Origin of the sequence: Paenibacillus hamazuiensis (assembly GCF_023276405.1) — a bacterium.
GTDB classification, from domain to species: Bacteria; Bacillota; Bacilli; order Paenibacillales; family NBRC-103111; genus Paenibacillus_AF; species Paenibacillus_AF hamazuiensis.
In genome coordinates this window covers 1,699,708-1,713,721 of the sequence record NZ_JALRMO010000001.1, presented here as the reverse complement: position 1 = coordinate 1,713,721, position 14,014 = coordinate 1,699,708, and the positions used below count along the sequence as shown (strand labels likewise).

The following is a 14,014-nucleotide window of genomic DNA, read 5'->3' as shown; positions in this document are numbered from 1 at the left end:
TCCTTTTCATGCCGGGCAGCGTTCACCGTGCTTATTTTAGCGATTCGGCCATCTTGATCACTTCGTCCTTGGAGAGCAGCCTGCCCGACAGGCTGATATACGTTTCGTTTTCGACCCAATCCAGCTTGAAAAAACCGTCGCCCGTCGTCGTCAATATCGCCTTGCTGCCGCGCAAAAACAGTTCCTCCTGGCTGCTTGGTCTGAACATGCTGGAGCTGATGTTGCCGTTTTTCGGCAGCTTGTAAAAGGAAATCCGCAATAAATACCCTTCCTCGTTCGTATAAACGAGCATCGCGTGTTCGGATTTGCTATCTCCGTCCCTCAGCCACACCACCGCTTCATCCGACCGGTAACCTTGCGGCAAATAAGCCGGAATGACGATCGGGAAATCGGTAAACTGCCTGATGCCGCTCTCGGTCACATTGACGCTCTTCAGCACTCCGGCCGTTTCGCCCGCTTGCGCCGGTGATGGAGAAGCGGTATCGTCTGAAGACACGGCCATCCGTTCCGGCCACGGCGCTGCGAAGCCAAACAATAAGCCGCCGGCCACCACCGTCACCGTCATCATCGCAACCGTACCGGTTTGACGCAGCCATTTCCGCAACCGCCGCTTGGCATGGAGCTTGTCCGCAAGCTCCTCCCACGCCGAAAGCAGCTCCGTTTCGTCCGGCATCAGGCTGGTTGCCGCATACGAAGGATCCGCCGCCACTTCCGGCTCCGGCCCCTTCTCCGTGCCGTTCTCTTGCCCGGCCGGACGGACGCCGGACTGCCGGGCTGCCGCGCGTTCCGTCAGCCGTTTCAGCGACAACTCGATTTGCTCCGCATCTTTGCCTTCGTATCCGGCGGACGCCGCCTTGAGAAACGCCGACACAAGCGCGCGCCGGCGGCAAACCGGTTCAAGCGCAGCGAGCTGCTTTACACCCGCCGCCACACGGACGAACTGCCCGAAAAGCGCCCTCTGTACGGCCGGGCTTTGCGAGATTACGTCCGATTTAAATAACAGGAGCCAACCCTTGTCCAATTGTCTCACCGCCGTTTATTTCGTTTCCGGCGACATGCCGTCCGCTATTTTATTCAGCTCCGCTTCGCCGATCTGCCCTTGCAGGACGATGTTCATCTCCCGCTCATTCCACTCCAGAATACGTGCGCCGTCCGCCGTTTCCGTCAAGCTGCGCTTGCCGTCGGGCAGATCCGCGTTCGCGCTGAACGTTCGTTTGCGGAAAACGATTTTCAGCGGCTTCGGACGGTCCGCCCTTTCATAGATGAACCGGACGGCGCTGCCCTTCGTTTCACCCAGCGAATAATGCACGACGGACTCCTTAAGCTCGTATCCGTCCGGAATGTACCCGAGCAGCGGCAGCGTAAACTGAGATTCGCGGTAGGCTTCCTCTTGGGCGACCGTTTTGCGGATCGAGTTTTCTTCCGGCAAATCGCGGTTATCCGGGCGCGGGGCTTCAGGACCTCCATCCGGCGGAGGCGGCGCCGTTAACGCTCCGGACGCATCCGGCTTTTCCCGGGAGTTGATTTGAATGCTGACCGTGCCTCCAGCCGCCTTATGCACGATATCGTACATCGTGCGAAATGCTTCCGTCGTCTGCAGCGAATGAAACAGAAAGGCACCTACGCCCAAAGAAGCCGCTGCCAATGAAACCCATTTGACCGACCGGCGCCGCCGTTTCATGCGCCGCTCCTTCTCCAGCTCCCGGCGCATGCGAAGCCATGACATTTCCGGATCCGGCACGATTCCCGGCTCGCTCGTTTCGCTCTGCGAAACCGCGCGTTCCCACAGCCGGTCAAACGTTTCGTCCATCCGATCCTTTTTCATGGCTCGGCCACCTTCCAATCCTGCTCGATTTTGCGCTTGATGGCTTCTCTGGAACGATGAAGCGACGTGCGGACTTTTTCCTCCGATACCCCGAGCCGCTCCGCCATTTCCTTGTAGCTGAGCTGCTCCATCCATCTCATCTGAAGGACGTAGCGGTAAATCGGCTTCAGCTGGTGAATATACCGCACGATCGCTTCCTCCATCAGCTTCGCTTCCACTTCCGACTCGGTCGAACGGAAGCTGCTGCTTGCCAAAGAAGCGGCGTTATCAATAAAGACGCTGTCAGGAAACAGTTCGTCACGTTTTTTTTGATTTTTTCTTAAATAACTGATCGCCGTGTTGCGCGCAATGGTCCTAAGCCACGGAATCAGCTTGCCTTCATCTACGTTGTGCGGACTTTTTCTGATAATGTTCAAAAACGCCTCCTGGATGATATCTTCCGTGGACGAATGATCTTTCATGATGTACATGACCGTCGGGTAAATCAATTGATAATACTGCTTATATATTTGCTCCTGCAGCAGCGGGTCCAGGTTGCGGATGTCGCCGGTGAGCAGGATAAGGTGTGATTGGGACATGTTTCCTCCGCTAAAATAAACATTTTTTTTACAATATGATTAGACGGAGAACCCAAACAATAGTTTCGGGCGGGCAAAAAATTTACATAATTACCCTGACGCGCCGCAATCGCATGATCCGGCAGGTTTCGGCAAACGAACAAATCCCCCAAAATAAACCTTTGCAGCCTATTCCCAGTACTTTTGGGGGACCCCCGGTTATCCACAAAAATTAGCATGCATAATTTCCTGGCGAATGAAAAATGCCGCAGAACTCATGCGAGTCTGCGGCAATTTGCACCTGCGCCTCACCGACAGGTGCAGCGGGAGTTCGCTATGATTTTTTCCCGGCCTTCTTCTCGAGCAGCGAGTTCAGCAGATCGAGCGATTGAGCGATGCCATCCAGCTGCTCCTCGCTTAGTCCCTCCAGAACGGAGGTGAAGAAGCGCTCCTCATGAGTCAGCAGCGTATTGCGAATTTCGCTGAACTTCTCAGTCTTCTGTATCCATACGACCCGGCGGTCCGATTCGTCCCTCACCCGCTGAATCCAGCCGTCTCTCTCCAGCCGGTCGATAATGCCGGAAACCGTGCTGTAGGACAGCTGAACGGCTTCCGTAATTTGGCCGATTGTTTTCGGATCGAGATAAATTTGTCCGATGACCATCGTTTGCGGTTTGGTCAGCTTATATTCGTTTAAAAACAATTTTTCGGTCGTCGTTGTGTACAGTCTGGCCAACTTCCGAACAGCCTGGCCGATCTCCGTCGCCTGATTCATGAATACCCTCCGCATTGCTACGTATTGTCAAAAATATACCATAGAATCGGAAGGCCGCCAAGCGAGCTATTGCTTGAGCTCCGCCAGCAAACGTCTCGCATCGCCAAGCGGCGTACTTTGCGTCTCGTAAATTTTCAAGGTAAGCGGCGATTCCAGCGAATCTGACGTTACATTGTCGAAATAAATCGTTTGGCTGCCGCTCATCAACCGGTTATCCCCGGACAGCGCGAACGATTTGTAGGCAAGCCGCAGGCCGGCCGCGTTTTCCAGCTGTATGAACAGTTTGGGGTTTGCCGCGTCCGCAACGACCTGATCGTTTGTTTGAATGTCGACATCGGCGTTCAGCTTGTAGGTGTAGTTGTATTTTAAAGTCGCCGGATTTTGCGAAATGACGTTGGACAAAGCCCATGATTTCAGCTTCAGCGCATAAGGATAGAGCGCGAGGTCAACTGTCCCCGGCGTCGTTTGCTGTACGGTCACGGGAAGCTGCGCGATCGGCGACTTGTAGCCGGAAGTGCCCTGCTGCTCAAGAAGCCGGAACGTGTACGAAGACGTGCTCTCGGAACTAGGCACCGTGATCGCATAGGTCGCAAGCGCTCCGAGACCCGGCAGCACCTCCTTCACGGCGCTGGCCGTGCGCGTGCCGCTGTAGGAAATGCCGCTGCCGTTCACGAGGTCGGCTGCGAGCTCGGGAAGCGGCAGCGGGCTGTCGCTTTGGTTCGTGAATTTCAGCTTGGCGATCACCGTTTTGTAGCTCTGCCCTTCGTTCTCGAACCATTCGATGCTTACCAGCGAGGCCGCCAGCTGCGGGCTGACCGCCTGACTCACCGGATCGATCGCAATCTGCTGGCCCAGCTCGTACGGCGGCAGGCTGACGGCAGCGTTATCCGCAGCCGGAAGCTGGAAACCGATGCTGCCGGTATAATAGGTGAGCGGTGCGGTTTGTCCCGTCTTCATGTAAGTGGCCGGCGTCATCACATAAAAGGCTTTAAGCTGCTGTCCCGGCTCCGTCGTGACCGCGAAATTGATGTATTTCTTTTCGCCGGGATTTAAAGTCATCGACGCCGTTTCGGTCCGTTTGCCGACATACGTCTGTCCGTCCGTTTTCGCCCCGATTGCAAAGTCCGGCACCGTCTCGGTGTAGCTTCCCGGGTTTTCTACCGTCAATTGCACGACATAAACCGGTGATTGTCCGGCAAACTGTGTCGTGAGTCCCGCTGCGGCATACTTCAAAGCGGAGTTTTCCATCGGCAGACTGAACGAGTCCCCCCATTTCAGCATCGCCGCATCGGGAACGACCGCATCGCTGCCTTTCCACACGAGCGAACCGATCGGAGCGTCGGCCAGCGTCTTCTCCACCTTCGGATATACCGTCATGTCGACGTCAACCCACAGCAGATCGGTTAAAGCAATCTCCTGTTTGGCATCAAGCTCGGCCATATAACTTAATTCGACGCTGCTCTGCGGCGAGATCGAACGGGCGTTGGTCGTGCTTGGCTGAAGCGTATAAACGGTGCCGTCCGCCGCTTTGGCGCGCAGCTCGAAATCGGGAATGCGCACGATCGCGCCGGATGTGTTGCTGAGCCGAATGACGGAGCCGATCCTCCAGCCGTCAGGCGTTTTTTCCTGCAGCACGCTTTTTACCTGCGCGTTTGTAATATCGGTGATCGCATACGAAGGCGCTTCGGCTGCCGTAAACGATGCGTCCGCATAAGCCATTATGGGCGATGCGCCCACAATAAGAGTCGATGCTATGGCGACGGTGGATATGACTTGATGAAATCGTTTTTTCATGATGTTCCTCCCCAATCGGATAAATGCATATTCAATCGATAACAAAAAATGGCCGATTCTACCGGAAAGTTTGTCCCTATCACAATGATCTGCGGCTGCATTAAATAGTATTGTAGCTTACGAGCTATAAGAAAATATAAGGAGGAAGTCCGCATGCCTACAATTTTTTATTCGACAGGCCCGATGGAAAACGACTTTGCTCTGGCTAACCGTTCCGGCGTAGTTGCGGTAAAAGCGTTAAACAATAACCCTATATTTCCGGCGTTTGTCACCGTCAACATTTACCGTCTGGACGGTACCAAAACGTTGATTTTCAGCCTTCCCTTGACTGTGAATCCCGTTTCTTCCAATTTCGTTTTCCCGAACCAGGTGAATAACGCGTTCCAGTTTGAGGTTGAGCTTGTCGTGCAAACCGCCGGCGCCATCAACGATGTGCTGCTCAGCGTGTTCGGCATCACCCAAGTCAACAACTTGAACCCGAGCCACCGGGTGCTTCACAGCGAATTGACCATCACTACCATTTTGCCGTAAATCTGTTCACATATCGTAGAAAGCGGACCGGGCTGTCAGCCCGGTCTTTCTTTAGGAATCAGAATTTATAAGCCGGAAGCGTTAAACATCTGAACAGAAGCTTCTTTTACGCCTTCACGGGCTCCAGCACCGGCTTCGGTGCGTCCGGTTTCGGAGCGTCCGGCTTCAGCGCATCCCCTGCTTCCGGCGCCTTTGCGGCCGCCCCGTCCGCTGGAGCGGAAGCCGCTTTTTTTCGGGTGTGCAGGAAAAACAAAAACGGAATGCATAAGAAAGCGGGAACGGCCGAGATGTAAAACGTATCCGCAATCGCTCTCGTCATCGCTTCCTTCTGAATGATGCCGGCGAGAACGGACGTTGCCGCGCCCGTTGCGGTGCTCATATCGATTCCCCATTGGTATACGGAGCCGGCCAGAGCGGATATCGTATCCGAAGCGAAAAAGTTATCAACCGACACGCTTTCGGTAATATGCTGGCCGTGAACGATTTGCCGGTCGCTCATGATCACGGTGAAGATCGCAATCCCCATCGACCCCGCCACCTGGCGGCATACGTTGGACAGAGGCGACGCGTTGCCGACCTGCTGCGGTTTCACGGACATCATGCCCGCCGTCGTGAGCGGCATCATACATAACCCGATCGCCATCCCGCGTACGGTAAGTACGGCTTCCAGCCAAAAACGCGGCGTATCCGTCGTCAGATGATGCAGATCCATCGTCGTGATGCCCAGCACGCTCAGGCCGACAAGCCCGATGGGAATAATGCCGAAGCGGTCGAACAGCTTGCCGCTGATCGGCATCATGAGCGCCATCGCCACCGACTGGGGCATGAGCACCAGACCGGTCTGCATCGCGGTCAGCGATTGAATGTTTTGCAAATAAAGCGGGGTCAGGAACGTTCCTCCCAGCATCCCCATCATAACGAGGCTGGATGCGATGACGCTGATCGTAAATTTCATATTTTGAAAAATCCGCAGGTCCATCACCGGCTGCGGGCTGCCGAGCTCCACCCAAATGAGCAGCAGCAGGCTGGCCGCGGAAACGAACAGCAAGCTGACGATGTACAGCGATGTCCAGCCTTCCTGTTGGCCTTTGCTTAACGCCAGCAGCAGCGTGCCGAAGAATGTAATCGATAAAACCGCTCCGAGCGTATCGAACTTGAGCCCTTCCTTTTTCGGAGTCTCCTTAAGCAAAATTCGCCCCATCACGACGGCAAAAATACCGATAGGGATGTTGATGAAAAACAGCAGCCGCCAGCTGTAGTACTGAATCAAGTAACCGCCGAACGTCGGGCCGAGCGCCGGGGCGACCATCGCGGCTACACCCCACAGCCCCATGGCGGTGCTTATTTTATCGCGCGGAAACGTCGAATAGATGATCGACATGCCTACCGGCATGATGAAACCCCCGGCAATTCCCTGAAGGATCCGGAACATGATCAAAGACGAAGCGCTCCACGCCATTCCGCATAACACGGAACCGATCGTAAATCCGGCGACCGAATATAGAAAGATCGTTTTCGTGCCGAAACGCGCCCCGAGAAAGCCGCTCATCGGAATGACTACGGCGGAAGCCAGCATGTATCCGGTAATAACCCATTGAATCGTCTGGACATCGGAGCCGAATACGGCGACGAACTTGGTCAGCGCCACATTCATCAGGCTGCTGTTCAGTACGGAAACGAACGTGCCGAGCACGATCGCAACGAGCCCGAGCCACATGCCGCCTTGCGATTCCGGTTTACTCTGTAACTCCGAGGACTCGGTCATGGGCCTCCCTCCTATTCCGTCTTGACTTTCGCGCCTTCGGCGATGCCGCTGCCGGGATTCACGGCGATTTGCTGGCCGGCCGCGAGCCCCGAGCCGGATTCCACGTACACCCAATCGCTGTTTTTCGCCGACGTTTTCACTTCGACGATATGGGCGGTATTGTTTTCCACTTTGACGACGTATTCTTTGTTATCTTTTTTAATAATGGCCGAGGCCGGGACCTCGAGTTTGCTCTGCTGAGACTCTTTCGCATACACCTGGGCGGTCATCCCGGCGAACAGCAAACCTTCTTTGTTATCGACCGTCACCTTCACAGGGAACGTGTTGCTGTTCGTATTGGAGACGGGGCTGACAAACGTGATGCTGCCTTCGAACGTCTTGTCCGGGATATTCGGCACCTTCACATCAACCGGCGTTCCCGCCTTCAGCTTGCCGATCTGGTTGTCCGCGACGCTGAGCTCGATTTGCACCTGGTTCATGTTGACGATGGAAAAGAGCGCAACGCCGGGCTGAGCCATCTCTCCCGTCTGAATATTGCGCTTCACGACAATGCCGTCCGACGGCGCCGTGATCGTCGCATTGCTCAGCGAATTGTTCGCGAGGTCCAGCGAGGCGGTCAGCCGCTCCACTTCAGCTTCCAGCGCCTTGATCGTATTGTCGGTCGCGCCGGCCTTGGTGAGATCGAGCTTGGCGCGCGCTGCATCGACTTGGGCTGCCGCTGCTTGCTCGGCTGCCTGTGCCTGCTCGTATGCCGTTTTCGCTTTCTCGTAATCGAGCGTGCCGCGATCCAGATCCTCCTTCGTCACGGTCGAGCTGCTGTCATACATATTGCGCAAACGGTTGTATGTGCTGGTCGCCAGGTTAAAGGCGGCTTTCGCTTGTTCCACGGCGGCTTGTGCCTGTCCGTAGGAGCCTTCCGCGGCGCGAACGGTGCTTTCGGCTGCCGCAAGCTCCTGCGGCCGCGCTCCGGCCTGCGTATCGGCCAGCTTTGCCTTCGCCGAAGTTACCGCAGACTCGGCCTGCTTGACCTGCTGCAGCAAATCGTCGGTTTCGAGCTGAAGCAGGACGTCGCCTTTTTTGACCTTTGCGCCTTCTTCAACCTGGATGCTTGCGACTTTGCCGGAAATTTTGCTGACGATTTTCACTTCCTGATCCGGATTGATTTTACCGCTCAAGCCCGCATCCGCAAGCTGCCCGAGCTTGATCACCTTAAGCGGCGTGTCGCCGGCTCCGCTTGTCTTCGCATCGCCGGTTACGCCGCAGCCGGCCAAGGCGCCGGCCAAGGAAAGAGCCAATACGGCGGGAACCCATAGCTTTCGTGATTGGTTGTTCATGTTCTGTTCTCCTCGCTATCCCTTTACATGTATTTTTATCACTGTACTCATTCCGGGCGATAAATCGAGCCCCTTCTGGTCATCGATCGCCACTTTGATCGGAATGCGCTGGGTTACTTTCGTAAAGTTGCCGCTCGTATTGGTCGACGGCAGCAAAGAGAATGTGGAAGCCGTCGCTTTGCTCACTTCCTTGACCGTTCCCGTCAGCGTGACGCCCGGGTACGTATCGACCTTGATGTCAACCTTTTGGCCCGGCTTGATGCGGTGAATTTCCGTCTCCTCAATGTTGGCAGACACGTATAAATGCTGGTTGTCCACGACCATCGCAACCGTCTGGCCGGGTGAAGCAACCTCGCCCGGTTTCACCATCGTCTTGATCACGGTACCTTCGATCGGCGAACGCAGGGCAGCTTGGTCCAGCATGCTCGTCGACAAGTTGTTGTTATCCTGCTGTCCGATAATTTGGTCGGCGAGCACATGGTCGCCTTCATCCACCTGAAGAGAAGTCACTTTGCCGGTTATGCGCGGCATCACCCGGTAAATATCCCCGGCTAGCCGGGAATCTTCCGTAGATACGTAATTTTGCCCCTCATACCAAAAAACGCCGCCAATGCCTCCTCCGGCAACGACAATGACAGCCAAAATAATATAGAGCATCTTTTTCCTCTGCATGACTTCTCCTCATCCCCGAATAATTATTTCGCATACGAAATAGAATTGCTAAAAAAATCCCCAATCAGTCTTGGCCTTGCTCTTCTTTGTGAGCTTCCAAATTTCGCAGCACGGTCGAATACACTTTATCCATTACTTTCATATCCTCCATCGTGATGCCTTCAAACATCCGGGAGACGAGTTCTCCTTTTAACCCTTGAATCGATTGGACCACCTTGCGGCCCTTCGGGCTTATGCTGATATAAACAAGCCTGCGGTCCACTTCATCGCGCGTACGCTCGATCAACTCCTTTTCCTCCAGCTTGTCGCAAATCAGTGTCAGTCCGCCTGTCGTAATACAAACGACTTCCGCAAGATCCGATACTTTGTAAATGCCTTCCCGAGAGAGCGCCTGAAGCAGCGCCACCTGCGGTAAAGAGAGATTCATCGGGCTGATCGCGTTCCATTCGGCAATAAACTTGCGCTGTACCTGCCGCGACATGCGCTCGAGTTTTTCAAAGTAGTAATAATCCAGCATGCTGTTCACCCCCGTGTTCGATTGATCGATAAGCTTACCTTCCTTTCCTAAACATTTTGCTCACAAATATTTCGTGTGCGAAATTTTTATATACGAAATAATAACAGAAAAATGATGAAAATGAAACCTTGATTTTCCGTCTTTTTCGGTCATTATTGGCAATGCTACGCCATAAGGCTGGAGTTTTCTGCTGTTTTGGGAAAAAAGAAGGCCGTCCGCATCCACGTATGGCTTGCGAACGGCTTGTACGTCAATATTTTCATACGATCCAGATTAAAACTCCGGCACGGCTGTCCCCTCTTTTCCTTCCTCCTGCCGTCCATCCTTCCGGTTCGAAATGCGAATCCCCCCGGTAAACAAGCTTAGAACAGCGCCGAGGAGGACAAACAGGAGCCCGTACCAAAATACGCGGTGCAGCGAATCGACGAGAGCCGTTTTGAGAATCGGCACGATCTGATCGGTCAGCGCCTCCGGCATACGGCTTAATGTTTCCGGGCTCAGCAGCATTGAATACAGAGCTTGCGGATCGGTATTGACCCGTGACATGATTTCCGCGATCAACGGGTTATTTTGCTGCGGCATCCGGGCCACGATCGGCACCAGGCTTTCCGTCAGAAGCTGCGACGATCGGTAATTCATGATCGCCCCGAGTATCGTCATGCCGAACGTGCCGCCGATTTGCCGAAAAAACTGGCTGGACGAAGTCACCACCCCAAGCTCCGACTTCGGAAAACTTTCCTGCAGCGCCAGCGTCAGAAGCGGCATGACCAGCCCCATCCCTATGCCCAGCACAACCATATATGCGGATGCCGTCAGCTTCGTGGTGGCGGTTCCCATCGTCGACAGAAGCACGAATCCGGCCGCCATAATGACCATGCCGATCATCATCTGCACACGGACGGGAACTTTTTGCACCAGCTGTCCGCCGGCAATACTTGCGAGAATCATCGTTACCATCATCGGGGTCATTACCGTACCGGAATCGCTGGCGCTGATGCCGACGATCCCCTGCATGAACAAAGGTACGAACATGATCGCACCGAACATGCCGACGCTCATGAAAAAACCGATGCCGTTCACGACGGTAAACACCCGGTTCCGGAAAAGGCGCACCGGCAAAATCGGTTCATCCGCTTTCGTTTCGATAAGTACGAAGCTAAGCAGCGAGACGGCGGCAAGCAAAAATAAGCCGATGATTTGCCATGAAACCCAGGGATAATTTTTCCCTCCGAACGTCAGGGCGAGCAGCAGACTGACAACGCCGATGACCATCGTAGCAATACCGGGAATGTCGAACCGGACCTTGCCTTCGGCACGATGCTTTGGCAGCGCGGCTGCAATCAGCAACGTCGCCACGATGCCGACCGGCAGATTAATGTAAAATACCCAGCGCCAGTTGATCGCATCGACGATCCAGCCCCCGACCTGCGGGCCGATGATCGACGAAAGTCCGAAAATGCCGCCGAATACGCCCTGCCATTTGGCCCGCTGCTTGCCGGTAAAAATATCGCCGACGATAATCATCGCCATCGGCATCATGATGCCTCCGCCCAATCCTTGCAGGGCGCGGAACAAAATCAGTTCGGTCATATTTTGCGACATGCCGCATAAAGCGGAAGCGCCGATGAATATGAGAAGCCCGGTCACATAAACAACCTTTCTCCCGATAAGGTCAGCCAGCTTGCCGGCGATCGGAACGACAACGGTCGACGTAAGCATATAAGCGGTGGTCAGCCATACCATCAGCCCGAGCCCGCCAAGCTCGCCGACGATTCGCGGCATTGCGGTTCCGACGATGGTGCCGTCAAGCGCGCCGAACAGCATCGCGATAATAAGTCCGGTGATCAGCAGCCCGCGCCGCTTTCCCCCGCCCTCGCCGGAGCCGCTACCCTCCGCTTCGCCGGCTTCATCGTTGACCTCGAGCGGCTCATCCGCGAGCAGCTTCCTTTTGTGGGTCGCCTTTGCCAATGTGGAGCCTCCCTTCCTGCAAATCGAATATCATGCTTAGCTTGCTTCAAATTGTTTGGTTTTATAAAAAAATACCTCCCCCCCTAAATCCCCCCACCGGGGGGACCCCAGGCTTCCGTAGCCGGCTTTGCTCCGCAAAGCCCTTAAGGCGCTCGGGCGCCCTGGACCCGCCTGGTTTGCGGAGCTGCTCGCTGCTAGTTCGCGTTTGTCCGGCATGGATTTTTTGCCTTCGGCTAAAAAATCCGATGCCGGACACGCTTACATTTCGAGCGATGATGCTTGGAGTTATTACGTGCCTCTTACCCGCGTCGTCCTCGCACGATTCGGCTGGCGCCGAATTGGTGCGGGACACGCTCTACTACGTGCGGCAACCAACCCGTAAAGCTTCAGACTGCCTCTTGCCCGCGTTTGTCCTCGCACGATTCGGCTGGCGCCGAATTGGTGCAGGACACGCTCAACTGCGTGCGGCAACCAACCCGAAAAGCTTCAGACTGCCTCTTGCAATCCAACAAAAAAGCTGCAGCTTGCTCTAAATTAGGCAAGCTGCAGCTTTTTCCATTTGCGTCCGAATTTCATTTTCAAAAACTTGAAGAACAGCGTTTTGACCATCCCGATTTCTTCATCGTTCAGGCGCATGATCCTGAAATACGTTTTCGTGTTGTCCAAGGCGGAGAATTGCTCCCAGGTAAGAATGGTTTCTTTCGCCACCGCCTCGTCAATGCACATGAGGATCCATTTTTTGATGCCGCCCGTGCATATTTTGAACTCGTTTTTCTTGAAATATTGCTCCGATTGAAAAATTTCCGGCTTCAGCTTGAGCAGCTGCACGGCGTTAAAAGCGTCGTCCAGCGCCGAATGATGCTGCCCGATCGGCTCCAGTCTGTGCTCCTCCAGCGCCTTGTGAAGGCCTCCGCTGAAGAAGGACGTTACATCCAGCAGATGGACAAGCCAGTTGGAATCCATCCCGTTCACCCTGCTGTCGACGAACAGGTTGAAATAATCGCTGCCGCCCCAGCAAAGCAGCTTATATTCGGAGCCGCAAAACTGAGCGAACCGGCGGATTACCTCCGTGAACGGATCGCTGTTTATCAGCGTCTCCCTGTCGATGCCGCAAAATTGCAGAGCAAATTTATTGATATGAAATTTCGGGCGAATGTAGCTTTGGAACGTATCCACCACTTCAAGTTGTTCGTTTAGTTTAACCGCACCGATTTCAATAATTTCCATCGGATAAATTTCATAATGTTTTCTTCCGTTAAATTCCAGATCGAAGACGATATAATTCAATAAACTCACCCCCATTTAACAATAACATGTGACGGGGGAATATGATATGGTTTTTCATTGGTACCCGTCAAAATTACTTATTTTTCTTGAAATTGTAGCTGATCGCATTGATTTGTCCGCCCAGTATGATGATAAACGCGGTCAAATAAAACCACGTCATCAGCACGATCACCCCGCCCAGGCTGCCGTACGTTGCGGAAAAATTGCCCCACTGCTGGACGTAATACGCAAATCCCCACGATACGGCCTGCCAGGCGATGGCCGCGAAAAAAGCGCCGATAACGACGTCTTTGCAGCCGAGACACGTATTGGGAGCGATATAATACAGCGCCGTAAGGACGATAAAAACGAGCACAAAGTTAACCACAAGCCTAAGCACGTTCCACCACATGATTTGATCCAACGGAACGCGAACGTGCTCGTGCATCCAATCGCCGATAAAATGGCCGAATACGCTTAGCAGCAGAACGGTAGCGATGAGAACCAACATGCCGACCGTAAGCACGATCGCCAGAAGCCGGGAATGGATGAAGCTTCGCCGGTCAGGCAGGCCGTACGCTTTGTTGATCGCAAGAACGATCGCATCCATCGCGGCGCTGGCGCTGAACAAAGAGAACAGCAGGCCGAACGAAAGCGCGCCGCCCCTTTTTATTTCGAGCACATCCCTTAAGTAAATCTCCACACCGGCTGAAACGTTCTGCGGAATGTATTGGTGAATCAAAGCCAGCACGTCCCGGGAAGAAATCGGCAGATAAGCAAGAAGACTCATGACGAACAGCAGAAACGGAAACATCGACAGTAAAAAATAATACGCGCATTGAGCGGCGAGGCCGAACGCTTCATCTTCTCCGATTCGTTTCCACAGCGTCTTCACAAAGGATTGAACCATAAATGCGCTCGCCCCTTTCCGTGCTTTACATTTATAGTTCGTCCCAATCGGCTCGCTCATCCTGACGTTTTATAGCAATCTCGGCATAAAAGCCCGCCCA

The 14,014-nt window shown here is 54.2% G+C and carries 13 protein-coding genes; 1 reads left to right on the top strand and 12 read right to left on the bottom strand.

Going from position 1 to position 14,014, the window contains the following annotated elements; all coding sequences use genetic code 11:
• Positions 1–31 precede the first annotated feature (31 nt).
• The 5 genes from MYS68_RS07300 to MYS68_RS07280 all read right to left on the bottom strand — a co-directional run bounded on the left by MYS68_RS07300 (position 32) and on the right by MYS68_RS07280 (position 4,951).
• The gene (locus MYS68_RS07300; protein WP_248925197.1) at positions 32–1,021 is read right to left on the bottom strand and encodes a DUF4367 domain-containing protein; all 990 of its coding nucleotides are present in this window, start codon (positions 1,019–1,021) and stop codon (positions 32–34) included.
• Positions 1,022–1,036: 15 nt separating this feature from the next.
• Positions 1,037–1,825 carry a hypothetical protein gene (locus MYS68_RS07295; RefSeq protein ID WP_248925196.1) on the bottom strand — a complete coding sequence of 263 codons (789 nt, stop codon included), beginning with the start codon at positions 1,823–1,825 and terminating at the stop codon, positions 1,037–1,039.
• Entirely contained in the window at positions 1,822–2,403 is a 582-nt protein-coding gene (locus MYS68_RS07290) for an RNA polymerase sigma factor (protein WP_248925195.1), read from the bottom strand. The genes MYS68_RS07295 and MYS68_RS07290 overlap by 4 nt, the downstream gene beginning before the upstream one ends.
• Before the next feature lie 313 nt (positions 2,404–2,716).
• Positions 2,717–3,157 carry a MarR family winged helix-turn-helix transcriptional regulator gene (locus tag MYS68_RS07285; RefSeq protein ID WP_248925194.1) on the bottom strand — a complete coding sequence of 147 codons (441 nt, stop codon included), beginning with the start codon at positions 3,155–3,157 and terminating at the stop codon, positions 2,717–2,719.
• Positions 3,158–3,223: 66 nt separating this feature from the next.
• Positions 3,224–4,951 (bottom strand): cupredoxin domain-containing protein, encoded by a 1,728-nt coding sequence (locus MYS68_RS07280; RefSeq protein ID WP_248925193.1) that lies wholly within the window; start codon positions 4,949–4,951, stop codon positions 3,224–3,226.
• Positions 4,952–5,104: 153 nt separating this feature from the next.
• On the opposite strand from MYS68_RS07280, the gene MYS68_RS07275 reads away from it, so the two are divergent.
• Entirely contained in the window at positions 5,105–5,482 is a 378-nt protein-coding gene (locus tag MYS68_RS07275; protein ID WP_248925192.1) for a hypothetical protein, read from the top strand.
• A 106-nt stretch (positions 5,483–5,588) separates the two neighbouring features.
• Here the strand turns inward: MYS68_RS07275 and MYS68_RS07270 are convergent, their stop codons facing one another.
• From MYS68_RS07270 to MYS68_RS07240, 7 genes are all read right to left on the bottom strand, one after another.
• Entirely contained in the window at positions 5,589–7,247 is a 1,659-nt protein-coding gene (locus MYS68_RS07270; protein ID WP_248925191.1) for a DHA2 family efflux MFS transporter permease subunit, read from the bottom strand.
• Positions 7,248–7,258: 11 nt separating this feature from the next.
• Positions 7,259–8,581, bottom strand: a complete 1,323-nt coding sequence (locus tag MYS68_RS07265; protein ID WP_248925190.1) for an efflux RND transporter periplasmic adaptor subunit — start codon at positions 8,579–8,581, stop codon at positions 7,259–7,261.
• A 15-nt stretch (positions 8,582–8,596) separates the two neighbouring features.
• Positions 8,597–9,253: an HlyD family efflux transporter periplasmic adaptor subunit gene (locus MYS68_RS07260; RefSeq protein WP_248925189.1), complete on the bottom strand. Its 657-nt coding sequence runs from the start codon at positions 9,251–9,253 to the stop codon at positions 8,597–8,599.
• Between the two features lie 64 nt (positions 9,254–9,317).
• On the bottom strand, positions 9,318–9,770 hold the full coding sequence (locus MYS68_RS07255; RefSeq protein ID WP_248925188.1) for a MarR family winged helix-turn-helix transcriptional regulator: 453 nt from the start codon (positions 9,768–9,770) through the stop codon (positions 9,318–9,320).
• 273 nt (positions 9,771–10,043) lie between these two features.
• Positions 10,044–11,621, bottom strand: a complete 1,578-nt coding sequence (locus tag MYS68_RS07250) for an MDR family MFS transporter (RefSeq protein ID WP_275983778.1) — start codon at positions 11,619–11,621, stop codon at positions 10,044–10,046.
• A gap of 651 nt (positions 11,622–12,272) precedes the next feature.
• Positions 12,273–13,025, bottom strand: a complete 753-nt coding sequence (locus tag MYS68_RS07245) for a 3'-5' exonuclease (RefSeq protein ID WP_248925187.1) — start codon at positions 13,023–13,025, stop codon at positions 12,273–12,275.
• A 73-nt stretch (positions 13,026–13,098) separates the two neighbouring features.
• A complete protein-coding gene (locus MYS68_RS07240; protein WP_248925186.1) occupies positions 13,099–13,914 on the bottom strand; it encodes a YihY/virulence factor BrkB family protein in 816 nt (271 codons plus the stop codon).
• Positions 13,915–14,014 lie beyond the last annotated feature (100 nt).